This window comes from Mycoplana sp. MJR14 (assembly GCF_029210525.1).
GTDB lineage: Bacteria > Pseudomonadota > Alphaproteobacteria > Rhizobiales > Rhizobiaceae > Mycoplana.
In genome coordinates, this window is record NZ_JARGEO010000011.1 from 63024 (window position 1) to 79472 (window position 16449).

Here is a 16449-nt window from a genome sequence, read left to right on the forward strand (position 1 = left end):
GCGAGGCTCCTGCCCCCCGGCGCGAACTCTAGTCTGCCCGCCACCAGCCGTCGTCATCACTGACGCGCTCGATGCCGCCGATATCGGCGTCTGCCAGCCAGGACGACACCGCCCTGCCCCGCACGATCGCCTCCGGCGCGATATCGGCGAGCGGCATCAGCACGAAACCGCGCTCGGTCATGCGCGGATGCGGAATTTCCAGCGTCGCGCCGGTCCGCACCAGGTCGTCGTAGGTCAAAACGTCGATATCGATCGTCCGCGGGCCCCAGCGTTCGATCCGCTCCCGCTTCATCTGCCGCTCCATCGACAGGCAGGCGTTGAGCAGCTCTTCCGGCGAGAGCGACGTCTCGATCAGCGCGCAGGCATTGAAGAACCAGGCCTGGTCGGTTTTCCCCCAGGGCGGGGTCCGGTAGAGGCGGGAGACCGCCGTCACCCGGCAGTCGGCGCGGGCGTCGAGACCGGCCAGCGCCTGCCGCATCGCGGCCACCGGATCGCCGATATTGCCGCCGAGCCCCAGCGCCGCGCGATGGCGGCGCACCTCAGACGACATGATCGACCGTCACCTGCACATAGTCCAGCACGCCCGCGACGGGCGCGTTCGGCTTGCGGACCGAGATCCGGGCGCGCCGGATCTGCGGAAAGCGGGCACAGAGCGCCGTCGCGATCTCCTGGGCGAGCGCCTCGATGAGGAAACGTCTGCGCCCCGTCACGATCGCCTCGATCTCCTCGAAGGCGACGCCATAGTCGACGGTCGATTCGATCTGGTCGTCGGAGAGCGGCATCGACGGCGACACGTCGAGCTCGGCGTCGACGAAGAAGCGCTGCCCGAGAAACTCCTCGGCGTCGTGCAGGCCGTGCCGGGCGAAGAATGCGCAGTTCTTCATCGTGATCGTGTAGGTCGTGGTCATTTCCAATAGATCCTTCAATCGCCGGCGCGTGCGGCGCGTCCAAGCCGCGCCTCCACCATAGCATCTGCCACCAGCAGCGCATCCCTGTTGAATGCGACATCGTGCACCCTGAAAATCGCCGCGCCCGCAAGCCTGAGCAGCGCCGTCGTCGCCGCCGTGCCCGCATCGCGCTCGGCGGCCTCCCGCCCCGTCAGCGCCCCGATGAAGCGCTTGCGCGAGGTGCCGGCGAGCAGCGGCCGCTCGAAACGGAGCAATTCCTCGAAGCGGGCCATCAGTTCGACGTTCTCGTCGGTGTCCTTGGCAAAGCCGAAACCGGGGTCGAGGACGATCGTCTCGTCCGCGACGCCGGCGTCCCGCGCGATCCTCAGGGAGGTTTCCAGAAATGCGAACTGGTCGTCGATGACGTCCGGCAGCTTCTGCCGGTCGCGGCCGGTGTGCATGATGCACAGCCCGGCGCCCGCCTGCGCTGCCACGGTGGCGATTTCGGGCTCCCGCTGCAGGCCATGCACGTCGTTGATGATGTGCGCGCCGGCCGCCACCGCGAGCCGGGCGGTCTCGGCGCGGTAGGTATCGACCGAGATGACCGCCTCCCCGTCGCTGGCGAGCGCCTCGACGACCGGCAGGATGCGATCCTGCTCCTCGCCGGCGGAAACCGCGGCGGCACCCGGCCGGGTGGATTCGCCGCCGATGTCGATGATGTGCGCCCCTTGCGCGAGACAGAGGCGGGCATGCTCCAAAGCCTTTTCCGCCGTGTCGTGGCTGCCACCGTCGGAAAAAGAATCGGGCGTAACGTTGACGATCGCCATGATCAGGCCTTGTGGCCCCAGTAGCAGGCTGCGACCGTGCGCGAGCGACCATTGGAACGGGGCGAAGGCAGAGTACATGGGAACATCCATCGACAGCGGGCGCAGGCACCGGCAAAAGGGGCTTCGCCTTGAGAGCGCTATGCCCCAACCCGGTGGCGAGTTCAACCGCCTTTGCGGCCGGCTGTCCCGTCCCGCGGCACGCCGGCGTTAATCCATTTCGCAACAAGCACCGCTAGACTCGCACCGGACCAGTCCGCAAAATGGAACGGACTTCGAGGAAGACAATGCCAGCCACCGCCAAGACGCTCCTTCTGCTCCTGATGATCTCAGCCGCCGCAGCGACGGCACGCGCGGAGACGCTCACCAACAAGACGTTCTCCTATTTCTCCGTCGGCGGCAGGACGGCGGCCGAGCTGGACGACGAGCTCAGCAAGCGCGGACCGAAGATGAAGAACACCGGATCACGCCATCCCGGCGCGACCCGCATCCGCTTCGGCGGTTCGGTCACCTATGTCCGGCGCGGCGAGAAATGCTACGTGGGCGATGCCAAGGTGACGCTGACGACCAACATCATCCTGCCGCGCTGGAAGCATCGCCGCACCGCCAGCAAGTCGCTTGCCCTCATCTGGGACACGCTGTCGAGCGACATCAAGCGCCACGAGGAACGCCACGCCGAGATCGCCCGCAACCATGCGCGGGACCTGGAGAAGCAGTTGAAGGCCCTGCGTCCGGACAAGGATTGCGACCGGCTGCAGCAGAAGGTCGACCGCGTCACGGCCGCCGCGGTGGAAGCGCATGACAAGGATCAGGCCCGCTTCGATCGGGTCGAATCATACAATTTCAACGAGCGTATGCTTCGCCTCCTCACCCATAGACTGGAAGCGGCGCAATAGCCCGCCGAATCGGCAAGCACGTCCGATGTATATCGCAATGGTTGCTTAATAGAATCGGCTCCACCACATCTAATGAATGGTGAATTCTAGCGATGGCGAGATGCCGGGAATCGGCGTATCCTCATTATCAACTTAGAGAGAAGACCTGGTGACAGGTTCTGCTTTCGAAATCCGGAATTGCAGCAGTTTCTCCTGGCGCGTCCCCTTTGTGCAGCAGGCGTAACCTCCCACGCCCGGCTTGCGATGCGCCCCACTGGCCTCGCCTGTCCATCGGATCGGCGAGGCATTTTTTTCGCCCTGTGAAATCGGGGCGTCAGTCGCGTCCGAGCCGCTGGCGCACGCGCCTGGACGTGGTGGAATATTCGACGGACGATCGTTTCCCGCCCGAAAGATGCCGGCGCATCTGCTGCGTGGCCAGCGCAGCCTCGTGGAAACCGGACAGGATCAGCTTCAGCTTGCCGGGATAGTCGCAGGCGTCGCCGATCGCAAAGAGGCCCCTGCGTGCCGTCTCGAACGTGGCCGGATCGACGCGGATGCCGCCGCGGCTGCGCTCCAGCGGCCATTGCGCCGCCGGTCCCGGGACGAGCTCGGCCGCCTCGACAGCGCCCCCCGGCGGGATGTCGAACATCCCGATCCCCGTCGCCAGAATGACGCCGCCGGCCCGAAGCCGCGTGCCGTCGTCGAGGCCGACCTCCCAGGTTCCGTCCGCCTCGCAGGCAAGCTCGACCGCCGCCCGTCCGAGCGTGAAGCGCGGCTCGCACGGCGCCGCCTGCCGCATCAGCAGCTCCGTCAACGCGCCGCCGCAGGTCTCGGGGAAACCCGGGACGTCGTAGATCGGCTTGTCGGGATAGAGCACGGCGCACTGACCGCCGGCGCGGTCCAGGCGGTCGACGAGATGGCAGCGAAAGCCGTAGATGCCGAGCTGGAAGATCGCAAACAGGGCGGCCGGACCGGCTCCGACGATCAGGACATCGGCATTTTCGCGGTTCGACATCCCATCACCCACAGACGTGCGCAGTAAAGAGAAGGCCGGCAGACGTGGCCTGCGATCAGCCCTGGCGCTCCGGCACGTGCACCACGAGCCCGTCCAGCGCGTCGGACATCTTGATCTGACAGCTCAACCGCGAGGTCGGGCGGACGTCATAGGCGAAGTCGAGCATGTCCTCTTCCATCGCCTCCGGCGTGCCGACCGCAGCGGTCCAGGCATCGTCGACATAGACGTGGCAGGTGGCGCAGGCGCAGGCGCCGCCGCATTCCGCCTCGATACCGGGGACGGAATTGCGTACCGCGTTCTCCATCACCGTGGAGCCGTTGGCGACTTCCAGGTCATGAGATGTGCCATCGAATGCGACGATCGTAAGCTTGGTCATCGTGAATTTCCGGAACGATTGCTCGATATCGGCGTCGAACGCCAGGGGGCGGGCGCGCCTGCATGTTGCGGCCTACTTCCAACAATTCCCCTGGACAGTCAACAGCACGGGGCGATCGATGGCACCGCCCGCTCGCCGTCGCGGGCGGCGGGTATGGCAAGGAAGGGCGATCGGGAATGCTCAGCGGTAAAGGCCGGCGATGAAGTGCTCGGCCTCGGCGACCGCGCTCCTGAGGGCGAGAAGGGCGTCTGCATCTGCCGGCCGAAGCTCCAGCGCCAGCGCCGCCTCCGCCACACCATGAGCGCCGACCCCGCGCGCCGCGCCCAGCAGGCGGTGTGCGACGGCCGTGAGGTGCCCCTCTTCCCCGCCCGCGTCGAGTTCGGCCAGGCACCGGCCGGCCTGCTGGACGAACAGCGCCAGAACCTCGTCGGCCACGTCCTTGTCGTCCATCGTCTGGCGGGATAGGTGTTCGAGATCGATCGGATGCTGCATCATCGGCTTTGCCTCCCCCGCGGAGCGGACTGCAGGACGCAAAGCCGGGGCGATGCGTCGGCATGGACCGCACCGGTCCGCACGGCGCTGTCGAACGGCCATTATGGCCTGCCGACCTGCTGCTCCACGTAAACGCGGCCGCGACGACGGCCAAATTCGCCTGCTATGGTTAACGGTAACCCAAATCTGGGATTTTCCTGTCTTTCCGCTATGATACAGCGCCCGATATCGTTAACTTTCTGTTAGGAACCGTGCTCGCCGGCGGACCTGTCAATTGTGTGGAACACGGGAATGTGCCACTACGATACGATCAGGGACGGTTTATGCCGAACCGGCGGCCGGTCCTGGTGGATAACAACGTCCTGGGGTAACGCGCCTTTAGGATTTGGGGTTATCAAACGCGTTTGGAGTAGGAAGTGACGGTCCCGCCCCGCAGTCGGCATGATGCCTCTGCAATGGCGCCGTCGCGATCGGAAGCAATCCGGTAACCTGTGCTGGCGGCAGGCCCATCCGGAAAGCGTCCGTACAATGTAACGAGGCGTATTCGCATGGCGACGAAGAAAACCACAGAGTCGATCGACGACACCGCTTTCCAGGCCCTTGAGGAAGCGCTGAAGATCGATTTCGACGATCTCGCACCGGCGACACCCGCAAATGCCGCCAGGGAACAGGCTGCCGCCAGCAGCGCCGAAAGCGCGGCCAAGCCCGCCCCGCGCGCCGCAGCGCAGCCCGAGAAGGCCGACAAGCCGGAACGCAAGAGCGCGCCCGAGCCCGCGCCGAAGAGCCCGGCCTTCACGCCGGCCAACGACGCCTCGCGCAAGTCGCCTGCCGCGATCCTGCGGACGCTGGAGATGCGCTCCAGCCGATCGGCCATCCGCATGGCGGCGATCATCTCGGTTCTCTGGGTGATCGGCGGCCTCGGCGTCGCCAACCTGCTCTATGCGCCGCAGATCTGGCAGATCCGCTCCGTTGCCGACCTCGTCGCCCTGCCGGGCGCGATCGGCATGCTGGTCGCGATCGTCATGCCGATCATGCTGTTCTTCGCCTTCGCCACGATGATCTCGCGCGCCCAGGAACTGCGCAACGCCGCCCGCTCGATGGCCGAGGTCGCCCTCCGCCTGTCGGAGCCGGAAACGGTCGCATCCGAACGCATCATGTCGGTCGGCCAGGCCGTCCGCCGCGAAGTCTCCGCCATGAACGAGGGCATCGAGCGCACCATCGCGCGCGCCACCGAGCTCGAGACCCTGGTCCATTCCGAGGTCAACGCGCTGGAGCGCAGCTACGCCGACAACGAGATCCGCGTGCGCACGCTGGTCCAGGAACTCGGCACCGAGCGCGAGGCGATCGTCAACCACTCCGAGCGCATCCGCACCACCATTTCGAGCGCCAACGAGCAGTTGCGCCGTGACCTCGAGGCAGCGAGCGAGAACATCGCCACCCGCATCGCCACCTCCGGCGAGGCCTTCGCCTCGATGATCGACACCCGCGCCGCCATGCTGATGGAGAAGTCCGACGGCGCCACGCAGACGATCGGCGCCATGCTGTCGGCGCGCACGGATTCGCTGCTGTCGACGCTCAATTCCTCCGGCTTTGCGCTCGCCAACGAATTCGACAGCCGCCTCGAGGGCCTCTCCGAAGCGCTGGAGCGCCAGGGCCAGACCCTGCTGAAGCAGTTCGAGACCCGCGCCTCCTCGCTGGATGCGAATACCGAAAAGCTCAATGCCGCGCTCAACGAGCGCGCCCGCCAGCTCAATGAGACGCTGATCGCCCGCACCCGCGAGATCAACGAGAGCCTGACGATCGGTCAGCAGGCGATCAACAGCGGCCTCGACGACGTCATCCAGACGATGAACGCGACGCTCGACGAGAAGGGCGCGCAGTTCCGCCAGAACCTCAAGAACGCGGCCGACGACACGATCATGGATCTCGACCTGCGCTCCGGCTTCTTCGACGAGAAGCTGCAGGCGACGATCGGCCATGTCGCGAGCGCCTTCGACCAGCGGCTGTCCGATTTCGCCACGGCCTTCGACCAGCGCGCCGGCACGCTCGACACCAAGCTGATGGAAAGCCTCGGTCGCCTGAACGAGACGATCAGCAGCGGCAACGAGGCGATCGACGGCATCCTCAACAGCAGCATCGAGCGGATCGGCACCACGCTGACCGACCAGGCTTTCGCCCTGACCACCGCGCTCGGCACCGGCCAGGAAGTCTTCGAAAGCGCCGTGAAGGATCATGCGAGCGCGATCCGCGCGTCCGTCGACGGCGCGCACGACCGGATGCGCAGCGTCATGTCGGAGGCGGAGACGCGCCTGGCCGGCTCGCTCAGCGACGCGCAGGAGAAGATGCAGTCCGCGCTGAGCCAGCGCGCCGATGCGCTGATCGGCGGCCTGTCCCAGTCTCAGGAGCGGTTCGAGAACGGCTTCATCACGCGCGCAGACCAGCTCGTGTCGACCATGGCCGCCAGCGAGGAGCGCCTGATCGACGCGCTGGACACCCGCACGCTCGGCTTCGCCGTCAGCCTCGACTCCGCCCAGAGCCGCATGGAAGAGGCGCTCGCGACCCGCGCCGACGAGATCACCTCCTCGATCGCCGCGAGCCACAACCGGATCGACACCGCCCTGTCCGAACGCACGGCGTCGCTGTCGACGATGCTCACCGAGACCAGCGGCGCGCTGGAAAGCTCGGTGCGCTCCGCTGCCGACCGCGTCGAAAGCGTGCTGGCCGAAGGCACCCGGCAGATCGGCGGCGTGCTCTCCGGCCAGGTCGCTGAATTCGCCGACGCCTTCTCCGGCCGGGCCGCCGAGATCGCCGGCACGCTGTCAGAGCGCGCCACCGAACTGGCAAGCTCGCTCGTCTCCACCCACGACCAGATCCGCTCGACGCTGGACGACCGCATCAATGCGATCAACGTCGCGATCACCGAGGGCCAGCGGCAGCTGTCCGATACCCTCTCCGACCAGGCGACGGCCATCGGCACCTCGATCGCCACCAGTGCCGGCATGCTCGAGATGAGCCTGGAGCAGCAGGAGGAGAACTTCCGCAAGGCCATCGACACGAGTGCGGCAGCCCTCGACAAGCGCATGCGCGACGGCGCCGGCGCCATTGCCGACCGCCTCAGCGCCACCTCCGACGAGATCACCCGTGCCGCCGAAACCTTCGGCAGCCGCATGGATACGGCGCTGAACGTCGTCAACACCCGCCTCGACGATACCGGCAGCCGGATCGAGAGCAATCTCGGTGCGCTCGAAGGCCGCATCCAGAACAGCGTCGAGCACGTGGCGAGCCTGGTCGATTCCGCCGGCAACCGGATCGCCGAGACCCTCTCCGACCGGATCGGCGACCTGGAACGGGCCGCAAGCGACGCCTCCGAAAGCATCGGCTCCGCCGTCGCCGGCAGCGTCAGCGAACTGGAACGCGCCTCGCGGGCATCGGCCGACGCCATCAGCCTCGCCGTCTCCAGCAACGTCGACCAGATCGAGCGCGCCTCGCTGGAAACGGCCAGCGCGCTCAGCATCGCCGTCTCCTCCAGCATCGACACGCTGGAGAACGCCAGCGAGAACGTCGTCGAGCGGATCGCCTCGACGCTGTCGGGCCGCGCCGCCGAGATCGATCGCATCACCGACGAAGCGGCCAACCGCATCGCCGGCACGATCGACGAGCGGACCGGCCGCATCGAGGAACGTCTGTCCACCATGGACAAGGCGCTGTCGATCGGCCTGGAGAACGTCAACCGGACCATCGACGGCAAGGCCGCCGGGCTGGCGCAGACCCTGCGCCAGGCAGTCAGCCAGGCGACGCAGGACATGGACGCCGAAGCGGTACGCTCGGCCCAGTCGCTCGCCAAGACCGGCGAGGAATTCGCGAGCCTGAGCACGTCGCTGCGCGGGGCGGTCTCCCGCGCCGCCCAGGACATGGGCACCGAAGCGCAGCGCGCGGCCGAATCCATCGCCAAGACCGGCGAGGCCTTCGCCCGTTCCGTCGAGGAGACGACCAGCAGCACGCTCAGCCGTTTCGCCGAGGTCGAGGGTCGCCTGGAAGGCCACGGCCAGGCCATCCGCTCCGGCCTCTCCGACATGGAAAAGGCGCTGGATGCGCGCGGCAATGCGATCCGTTCGACGCTCGACGAGCGCACCCGCGAACTAAACTCGATGCTGTCGAGCCGTTCGGCCGAACTCGGCCGGCTGATCGACGAGAAGGCCAAGCCGATCATCGAGGAATATGCGGCGACCGGCCGCGAGGCCGCCGAACGCATCACCGCAGCGGCACAGGAAAACAGCGAGCGCCTGCGCTCGGAAAATGCCGCCCTGCTCGAGGCGATCTCGTCCCGCACCAACGATACGCTCGGCGCCATCGCAAGCCGGACGCAGGAGGCCGCCAGTGCGCTGCAGAAGGTCGAATCCGACCTGCAGGGCAGCGTCCTCAGCCTCATCGAACGCCTGTCCGGCAGCAACAGCGCCATCTCGGCCCTCGTGCAGGAGGCGACCGCCAACCTGTCGCAGGTCGACGAGAAGCTCAGCACCTCCAGCGAGCGCTTCACCGCCTCCGCCGACATGGTCTCCACCGCCTCGCGGCTGCTGGAAGGCAAGATCGACCGCCTCTCGGACATCTCGAGCGGCACGCTTTCGCAGATCGGCGGCATCGTCGGGCGCTTCGAGGACCACTCCAAGCTGCTCGCGCAGGCCTCCGACCTGCTCGGCGCGGCCCAGTCGAACCTCGTCAGCACGCTCGAAGAACGCCAGGATGCGCTGCGCAACCTCTCCATCGGCCTCGTCCAGCGCTCCGAGGACATCGAGAACACCATGCGTTCGCTCGAAGGCATGGTCGAGGGCGCCTTCTCCCGCGCCGAGCAGCGCTCGGGCCAGGTCGCGGCCAACCTGCGCAGCGGCATCCAGGCATCCTTCTCCGATGTCGGCCGCCTGCTGAGCGAGACGGAAGAACGCGCCCTGGCCGCCTCCAACACGCTGCGGGACACGCTGTCGCGTGCCGGCGAAGAGGCCGGGGCCGCCGTCGAGGGCGCCTTCTCGACCGCCGAGGAGCGCAGCCGCGAGGTTGCGAGCCGCCTGCGCGGCAGCGTCGGCGCCACCCTCTCCGACGTCGATCGCCTCGTTGCCGAGACCAGCCGGAAGTCCGACGCCACGACCCGCCAGATGGGCGAGACCCTGCGCCAGGCGGTCGAGGACGCGCTCGGCAAGTTCTCCGGGGCGACCGACGAGATCCGTCGCGCCGCCGCCGACATCCGCCGCGAGCTCGACCAGACCCGCACCGAACTGAAGCGCGGCGCCTTCGACCTGCCGGAAGAGGCAAAGGAGAATGCGGCCAGCATGCGCCGCGCCGTTTCCGAGCAGATCCGGGCGCTCCAGGACCTTTCCGACATCATCGGCAAGTCCGCCAACAGCCTCGAGGTATCGCGCCCGGCCGAGCATCGCCCGACCGCCGCCCAGACGGTCGCCCAGGCGATCCAGCAGGTATCGCAGCCGGCCCCGCAGCCGCCGCGCCAGGAAGAGAGCGCGCCCGCGCTGCGCGGCACGCTCGGCATCGAGCGCCCTGCCGCCCCGACGATCCGCGAGATCCAGCCGGTCCGCGAGGCCCAGCCCGCCGCGCGGATCACCGAACAGGCGCGTGCGCCGGAAGGCGGCGGCTGGATGCGCGATCTCCTGCGCGGCGCCTCGCGCGAGGAGCAGCAGTTCGGCCAGCCGCGGGCGGAGAACCAGCCGCAGCGCAGCACCGACACGCGCAACCCGCACCACGTCGTCGAATCTCTGAACTCGCTGTCGGTGGACATCGCCCGCGCCATCGACCACGATGCCTCGGTCGACCTGTGGCGGCGCTACCAGCGCGGCGAACGCGACGTCTTCACCCGTCGCCTCTACACGCTCAAGGGCCAGCAGACCTTCGACGAGATCAAGCGCAAGTACGAGCGCGAGCCGGAGTTCCGCACCGCCGTCGACCGCTACATCAGCGATTTCGAGAAACTGCTCGCCGACGTGGCCCGCAACGACCGCGACAAGGTCCTGACCCAGTCCTACCTGACGTCGGATACCGGCAAGGTCTACACCATGCTCGCCCACGCGGCTGGCCGCTTCAACTGAGGCGGACGGATCCGGGACAGACGAACGGCCGCGAAAGCGGCCGTTTGCTTTTGGCGGGAAGTCTTCTCTCAGCCGGTCCGCCGGCCGCGGCGCCCTGCCCGGGCGGTCCCACCGACGCGCTGCGGCCGGCCGACGCGCTACGGCTGCTACCGCCGCTTGCGCGCGGCCCCCTGCCGGGTGATCCGCTCTTCGATGATCAGCGGGCATCCGCCCGCAAGTTTCCTCAGCGTCGTCAGCGGAAAGGTGATCTGCGACAGGGCGTCGATGAAGGCCGTCTTCTCGTCGCGGGCAAAGGTCACGACGGCGCTGCCATTGACGAACAGCTTCCGTCCGCAGGTGATCAGGATCTCGCGCGCGCCGAGGCAGAGATAAAAGTGATCCGGCAGATAGCTGATGGCGCGCGAATGCAGGATGGCACCCTTCTCGGAAATCTGCACGATCCGCACCTGCATGCTGTGGAGCGATTTCAGGCCCGGCGCCGGAAACAGCGCCCTCGCCACCAGGTTGACCTTGCGATACCTGCCGGCCTCATTGCCGGAATAGAGTTCGGCCAGATAGTGGCGCGCCTTGGGGTTCTGAAACACCGGATTGATCCATCGACAAACAAATTCTTTAACAATGAATGAATTCGTATGTGCGGATGGGATTACGTTCAAGTGCAAGAAATAGCGGTATGCACACGACGGTTGCAATGACCGCCGCATCGGGATCGTCCTGCAGACGGACATCTGCCCGACCTGCGAAGGAATGCCGCAGCCACAGCGTGCAGCCGGAACGGCTCCGTTGCGCTATATCAACGGCGTTTCCGGAACACTCCTCGCCAGTCTCCAGGAGGAGCCAGAAGTTCCGGACCAGGAGAAAAGACTATGAGCATGATCCTTCGTTCCTTGGCAGGTGCCCTTCTAGCGACCGCCGCCCTTGGCGGTAGCGCCCTTGCCGCCGATTTTGAAATTCATATGCTGAACAAGGGAAAGAGCGGGGCGATGGTTTTCGAACCGGCCTCCGTCAAGATCGCCCCGGGCGACACCGTCACCTTCGTTCCGACCGACAAGTCCCATAACGCCGAAAGCGTCAAGGACCTCATTCCCGAAGGGGCCCAGCCGTTCAAGGGCAAGATCAACGAAAGCATCAAGGTTACCTTCGACGTGCCGGGCGCCTACGTCGTCAAGTGCGCGCCGCATGTCGGCATGGGCATGATCGCGCTCGTCGTGGTCGGCGACGCGCCCGCCAACGCCGAGGCCGTCAAGACGGCGAAACTGCCGAAGAAGGCCCGCGACCGGCTCGACGCCGAAATCGCCGCAGCCGGGCTCTGAAACCCGCTTGGCAAGGCCGGGCGACCGCGCCCCGGCAAACCATCAACGAGCTCCGGCCCTCAGGGCCGGAGATCATCGGCCATGCAACCGTCCACACGCAATGACCTACACCGCCCCGCCGGAGGCCAGGAAACCGAACTTTCCGGGAATTGAATCGCGGTCGGCCGCGCGTCAGATGGACTTGAGCGTCCAGGCGACGATGTCGGCGGTCACCCTGGCGAAGGCCGCATCGAGTCCCGCCACGAAGGCCGGATTGCCGGCCCCGCTGACAGGCGCCGTGGCGCGGAAGACCTGTTGCGTGCGCACCGTGCCGTTGCGGTCGTTGACGATCTTGGCGAAGATTTCCACCACCGCGGTCGCAGGGCCGTCCGTCCGCACCTCGAAGGTCCGCAGCGTGGTCACGACCTGATAGTCGATCGCGAGCCCCTCGCCCGGCTTGCCGACGCCGCCGAGCTTCCCCGTCGCCTCGAAGGCCTGCACGAGCTTGGCCTGCACGATCTTGGGCAGGGTATCGCCCCATTGCGCCTTGCCCAGATACTGGATCTCGGAGGTGGTGGGCCGCACCACGACCTGGTCGCTGCCGAGCGCCTTCAGCGCCGTCGGCTCCGGCACCAGGATCTGGCGGTTGCGCGCAGACGGCCCTTCGACCACGGGCACGGTCGTCAGGCTGAACGTGTCGTTCACCGCCTTCGTCCCGCATGCGGATACGACCGATGCGGACAGGAGTGCGACGGCGACCTTCGTCGCCCATCCGTAACCCCGCAGCGCCTTTTCAGAACTCGTCATGCTGTGCGAATCTCTCCGATGTGCAATCTGTAGCAGCGGCACGAGAGGCTGTCACCGCACCGCGACGGCACAAAATGCGCGGAAAGCAATCGCTTCCGGGGTTGTGGAGTTGTGGCCACAGTCGCAGCCCCGCACGGCACTCGAAGCGCCGTACGATAGGGCACAGGGGACCCTGCCCCTCACGTGCGGAACGACGGGACGCGGGTTTCGGGGAGGAGGCAGGCCTTGGCTAGCGCCGGGTCCGGCCGTCGTATTGCTTGACGGTCTCGCCGCCGAAGATCAGCCGGCTCGGGTTCTTGTCGAAGTCGGAGATGGTGTTCTGCAGGCTCTGCACCGTCTGCCGCGTCTCGCTGACGAGCGCCTCGACGTTGCGCAGGCCGCCGCCGGAAAAGCGCTGCAGGTTGTCGGCGATCGGGCCGATCCTGGCGTTCAACGAATCCGCCGCCCGCTTGAACGATTCGAGCGTGGCCTTGGCCTCGGCGACGAGCGACTGGGTGTTGCCCTCGCCGAGGAAGCCGTCGAGCTTGGCCAGCACGCCGTCGACCCGCGTCGAGGCGGCGTTCAGCTTGCTCGCCATCTGGCGGACGTCGGTGATCGTCTGGTCGATGTCCTCCTGGCGGGCGCCCAGCCTGTCGGCCACCTGCCGGATCGAGGCGATCGCCTGGCGCGCATCGGCGCTCGCAGCATTGATGTCGTTGATCGTCAGTTGCACCTTCTGGGTGTCGACGGCAGCCACCAGCTTGTTGACCTTGTCGAGCGTGGCCGTCGCGTTCTTCCCCACCGTGTCGAAGGTGTCGGCCGTGCGCTTGAAGCTCTCGATCGTTCCCTTCACGTCGCCGGAGGCGGCCGCGAGGTCGGTGGTCACCTTGTCGACGTTCGAGACCACGTGGTCGATCTTCTTGGCGTCCACCGCCTTGATCAGCGCATCGATCGCCGCCATCGTCGAATCCAGCCGCCCCGAGACGCTCGAGAACGTGTCGGAAAGCCCGCCGACGCTCTGCAGGAACTTGTCGATGTTGTCGGAATTTCGCGTCAGCGCGTCGGAGAACTTTTCGGCATTGCGGATCGTGGTGGTCAGCGGGCCGCGGGCGTCGGCGACGAAGCCCTGCACGTCGGAAATGGCGCTGTCGGCGCGCTTGAGGATCTTGTCGGCCGTGGCGAGCAGGTTGGTGACGCTCGACTGCTCCGCAATCAGCACCGCCGTGCCGTCCGTTTCCAGCGCCTGCTTGAGGATGTTCTGATCCTCGGCGCGCCCGCCGGAAAGCTCGATATAGGCAGCACCCGTCAGGCCCTGCACCTCGAGGACGGCGGAGGTCGATTGCTTCACCGGCGCCTCGGTCGACACCTCCGTCAGGGCGATCGAATAGCGCGGATCGTCCGAATCGATCGCGAGGCTGCGGACGGAGCCGACCGGAATGCCGTTGAAGCGAACCGGCGAGCCGACGCTGAGGCCGTTCGCCGAGCCCGGGATGCGGATGGCAAGCGGCGCCATCTCGCCGCTGCGGCCATATTGCGACATCCAGTAGACGAAGCCGAAGGCCGCCGCGATGACGAGCAGCGTGAAGAAACCGACGATTGCGTAGTTGGCCTTAGTTTCCATGTCTCTCTCAGTCCACCCGCATCCGCCGGAAGAGCGCCCGGCACCGTCCCGACAAAGCCATCAGCGATACAGCCGGGAATCGGACCCCGGCCCAGCAATTCAACCGTACCCTGTCGCCGCAGTCCACCCCGCCCCCTCAGGAGCGGACGATGGAGCGGGCGCGCTTGCCCTTGAAGTAGGCCTGCACCCACGGGTCGTCGAAGGCCAGCATGTCCTCGATCGTGCCTTCCACCAGCACCCGCTTCTTGCCGAGCACGGCGATCCGGTCGCAGACGGAGAACAGGCTGTCCAGATCGTGAGTCACCATATAGACCGTAAGTCCGAGGGTGTCTCGCAGCTTGGCGATCAATTCGTCGAATTCGGCGGCTCCGATCGGGTCGAGGCCCGATGTCGGCTCGTCGAGGAAGACGAGGTCGGGGTCGAGCGCGAGCGCGCGCGCCAGGGCCGCGCGCTTGATCATGCCGCCCGAGAGCTCGGAGGGAAATTTCTCCGCCGCCTCCGGCGCCAGCCCCACCAGCTCGATCTTGAGCCGCGCCAGGTCGTCCATCATCGCCTGCGGCAGGTCGAGATATTCCCGCATCGGCACCTGGATGTTCTCCATGACCGTCAGCGAGGAGAACAGCGCCCCCTGCTGGAACAGCACGCCGAGATGCATGTCGAGGGCGACTCGCTCGGCCTCGCTCGTCTGGTCGAAGTCGGCGCCGAGGATGCGGATCGTGCCGCCGCGCCGCGGCAGAAGCCGCAGCACCGTGCGCATCAGCACCGACTTGCCCGCCCCCGAGGCGCCGACGAACCCGAGGATCTCACCGCGGTAGATGTCGAGGTTCAGCTTGTCGAGCACCAGATGGTCGCCGAAGCCGACGGTCAGGTCCTTGACCGACAGGATGACCTCCCGGCCGTTCTTGCCGTCCGCCCTGTCGGCGCCGTTGCCCGCGCGCGCTTGCCCGTCCTTGTCCACGTCCGCCCCGCCCATCAGAAATCGATCGCCGCATAGAACACGGCGAACAGGCCATCCATCAGGATGACGACGAAGATCGACTTCACCACCGAGGCGGTGACGTGCAGGCCGAGCGATTCGGCGCTGCCGCCGACCTTCAGCCCCTCCACCGAAGCGACGATGCCGATCACCAGCGCCATGAATGGCGCCTTGATCATGCCCGAGACGATGGTCGACAGATCGATCGCCTCGCGCAACCGCGACAGGAAGGTGTCGTAGGTGATGCCCGAATAGGCGTTCGCCACCACCGCCGCCCCGATCAGGGCGGCGAAATTGGCGATGACCGTCAGCAGCGGCAGGGCGACGGTGAGCGCCACCAGCCGCGGAAACACCAGGACGCCGATCGGCGACAGCCCCATGACCTTCAGCGCGTCGATCTCCTCGCGCATCTTCATCGAGCCGATCTCGGCGGTGATTGCGCTGCCCGAACGACCGGCGATCATGATCGCGGTCAGGAGCACGCCGATCTCACGCAGTTGCAGGATTCCGACGAGGTCGACCACAAAGACCTCGGCGCCGAAATAGCGCAGCTGGAAGGCGCCCTGCTGGGCGATGATCGCGCCGATCAGGAACGACATCAGGACGATGATCGGCACCGCCTTGACGCCCATCCGGTCGATCTGGTTGACGATCGCCGCCGGCGAGACGCCGCTGCGCCGCCCGAGTTTCAATTGTGCCCCGCGCACGGCCGAACCCAGGATGTACATGGCCGCCACGAGATCGCCCCAGATCTCGGAGACGTTCCGGCCGATCGGCGTGAACAGCCGCACGAACAGCGTCTCGCGCTTCGTCTCCTCCTGCGGCTGCCGCAGTTCGTCGGGCAGCGCCTCGATCAGGTCGGAGAAGCGCCCCTGCGGATCGACCAGCTTGACGTCGGCGCCGTTCGCCGTCCGCTCGCTCATCGCCTGGCGGATCAGCCACGCGCCGGCCGTGTCCATGCCCTCGATGCCGCTGAGGTCGATTTCGACGGGCTGGCTGCCGGTCGCCGCCAACTGGTCGAGCCGCTTCTTGGCGCCGACGGCCGTCTGTGCGCGCCACGCACCCGTCAGCCGCCAGACCGACCCGCGCTGCGGGTCGTCGGCAACCTCGATATCTGCGGAGGGGATGGTCGAAGGCTTCAATGCTCTTGCTTCTTCCCGGACGATGTAACCAATGATGCCATGAACCGTTGATCGCGACTCATACCGGCTCGGCC

Annotated in this window: 14 protein-coding genes; 3 read left to right on the forward strand and 11 right to left on the reverse strand. The window is 66.8% G+C overall.

Features of this window, described 5'->3' with window-relative positions:
* Positions 1-28 precede the first annotated feature (28 nt).
* From folK to folP, 3 genes are read right to left on the reverse strand one after another with little or no spacing between them, the layout of a single operon-like run.
* A complete protein-coding gene (gene folK, locus P0086_RS21100; protein ID WP_275789653.1) occupies positions 29-550 on the reverse strand; it encodes a 2-amino-4-hydroxy-6-hydroxymethyldihydropteridine diphosphokinase in 522 nt (173 codons plus the stop codon).
* The gene (folB, locus tag P0086_RS21105) at positions 540-908 is read right to left on the reverse strand and encodes a dihydroneopterin aldolase (protein WP_112599445.1); all 369 of its coding nucleotides are present in this window, start codon (positions 906-908) and stop codon (positions 540-542) included. The genes folK and folB overlap by 11 nt, the downstream gene beginning before the upstream one ends.
* A 14-nt stretch (positions 909-922) precedes the next feature.
* Positions 923-1792 carry a dihydropteroate synthase gene (gene folP / locus P0086_RS21110; RefSeq protein ID WP_275789656.1) on the reverse strand — a complete coding sequence of 290 codons (870 nt, stop codon included), beginning with the start codon at positions 1790-1792 and terminating at the stop codon, positions 923-925.
* 242 nt (positions 1793-2034) lie between these two features.
* On the opposite strand from folP, the gene P0086_RS21115 reads away from it, so the two are divergent.
* A complete protein-coding gene (locus P0086_RS21115) occupies positions 2035-2607 on the forward strand; it encodes a DUF922 domain-containing protein (RefSeq protein WP_275789786.1) in 573 nt (190 codons plus the stop codon).
* A gap of 313 nt (positions 2608-2920) precedes the next feature.
* On the opposite strand, the gene P0086_RS21120 is transcribed toward P0086_RS21115, so the two are convergent.
* The 3 genes from P0086_RS21120 to P0086_RS21130 form a co-directional block, all read right to left on the reverse strand.
* A complete protein-coding gene (locus P0086_RS21120; RefSeq protein ID WP_275789658.1) occupies positions 2921-3601 on the reverse strand; it encodes an NAD(P)-binding protein in 681 nt (226 codons plus the stop codon).
* Between the two features lie 55 nt (positions 3602-3656).
* Positions 3657-3977 (reverse strand): 2Fe-2S iron-sulfur cluster-binding protein, encoded by a 321-nt coding sequence (locus P0086_RS21125; RefSeq protein WP_112599449.1) that lies wholly within the window; start codon positions 3975-3977, stop codon positions 3657-3659.
* A gap of 180 nt (positions 3978-4157) precedes the next feature.
* Complete coding sequence (locus P0086_RS21130) at positions 4158-4472, reverse strand: Hpt domain-containing protein (protein WP_275789661.1); 315 nt, start codon at positions 4470-4472, stop codon at positions 4158-4160.
* A 545-nt stretch (positions 4473-5017) separates the two neighbouring features.
* Between P0086_RS21130 and P0086_RS21135 the strand changes: the two genes are divergently transcribed.
* Entirely contained in the window at positions 5018-10558 is a 5541-nt protein-coding gene (locus P0086_RS21135; RefSeq protein WP_275789664.1) for a kinesin, read from the forward strand.
* A 146-nt stretch (positions 10559-10704) separates the two neighbouring features.
* On the opposite strand, the gene P0086_RS21140 is transcribed toward P0086_RS21135, so the two are convergent.
* A complete protein-coding gene (locus tag P0086_RS21140) occupies positions 10705-11142 on the reverse strand; it encodes a hypothetical protein (RefSeq protein ID WP_112612538.1) in 438 nt (145 codons plus the stop codon).
* A 282-nt stretch (positions 11143-11424) separates the two neighbouring features.
* Between P0086_RS21140 and P0086_RS21145 the strand changes: the two genes are divergently transcribed.
* Positions 11425-11871: a pseudoazurin gene (locus P0086_RS21145; protein WP_275789667.1), complete on the forward strand. Its 447-nt coding sequence runs from the start codon at positions 11425-11427 to the stop codon at positions 11869-11871.
* Between the two features lie 171 nt (positions 11872-12042).
* Here P0086_RS21145 and P0086_RS21150 read toward each other — a convergent pair whose 3' ends face one another.
* The 4 genes from P0086_RS21150 to P0086_RS21165 form a co-directional block, all read right to left on the reverse strand.
* Positions 12043-12657, reverse strand: a complete 615-nt coding sequence (locus P0086_RS21150) for an ABC-type transport auxiliary lipoprotein family protein (RefSeq protein WP_112599454.1) — start codon at positions 12655-12657, stop codon at positions 12043-12045.
* 229 nt (positions 12658-12886) lie between these two features.
* A complete protein-coding gene (locus P0086_RS21155) occupies positions 12887-14257 on the reverse strand; it encodes an MlaD family protein (RefSeq protein WP_112599455.1) in 1371 nt (456 codons plus the stop codon).
* Positions 14258-14393: 136 nt separating this feature from the next.
* Entirely contained in the window at positions 14394-15230 is an 837-nt protein-coding gene (locus P0086_RS21160) for an ABC transporter ATP-binding protein (RefSeq protein ID WP_275789671.1), read from the reverse strand.
* Positions 15230-16303: an ABC transporter permease gene (locus P0086_RS21165; protein WP_275789788.1), complete on the reverse strand. Its 1074-nt coding sequence runs from the start codon at positions 16301-16303 to the stop codon at positions 15230-15232. The genes P0086_RS21160 and P0086_RS21165 overlap by 1 nt, the downstream gene beginning before the upstream one ends.
* Between the last annotated feature and the right edge of the window lie 146 nt (positions 16304-16449).

Coding starts and splice junctions, on each gene's coding strand:
- folK (WP_275789653.1), bottom strand. CDS start 550: ATGTCGTCTGAGGTGCGCCGCCATCGCGCGGCGCTGGGGCTCGGCGGC.
- folB (WP_112599445.1), bottom strand. CDS start 908: ATGACCACGACCTACACGATCACGATGAAGAACTGCGCATTCTTCGCC.
- folP (WP_275789656.1), bottom strand. CDS start 1,792: ATGTACTCTGCCTTCGCCCCGTTCCAATGGTCGCTCGCGCACGGTCGC.
- P0086_RS21115 (WP_275789786.1), top strand. CDS start 2,035: ATGATCTCAGCCGCCGCAGCGACGGCACGCGCGGAGACGCTCACCAAC.
- P0086_RS21120 (WP_275789658.1), bottom strand. CDS start 3,601: ATGTCGAACCGCGAAAATGCCGATGTCCTGATCGTCGGAGCCGGTCCG.
- P0086_RS21125 (WP_112599449.1), bottom strand. CDS start 3,977: ATGACCAAGCTTACGATCGTCGCATTCGATGGCACATCTCATGACCTG.
- P0086_RS21130 (WP_275789661.1), bottom strand. CDS start 4,472: ATGATGCAGCATCCGATCGATCTCGAACACCTATCCCGCCAGACGATG.
- P0086_RS21135 (WP_275789664.1), top strand. CDS start 5,018: ATGGCGACGAAGAAAACCACAGAGTCGATCGACGACACCGCTTTCCAG.
- P0086_RS21145 (WP_275789667.1), top strand. CDS start 11,425: ATGAGCATGATCCTTCGTTCCTTGGCAGGTGCCCTTCTAGCGACCGCC.
- P0086_RS21150 (WP_112599454.1), bottom strand. CDS start 12,657: ATGACGAGTTCTGAAAAGGCGCTGCGGGGTTACGGATGGGCGACGAAG.
- P0086_RS21155 (WP_112599455.1), bottom strand. CDS start 14,257: ATGGAAACTAAGGCCAACTACGCAATCGTCGGTTTCTTCACGCTGCTC.
- P0086_RS21160 (WP_275789671.1), bottom strand. CDS start 15,230: ATGGGCGGGGCGGACGTGGACAAGGACGGGCAAGCGCGCGCGGGCAAC.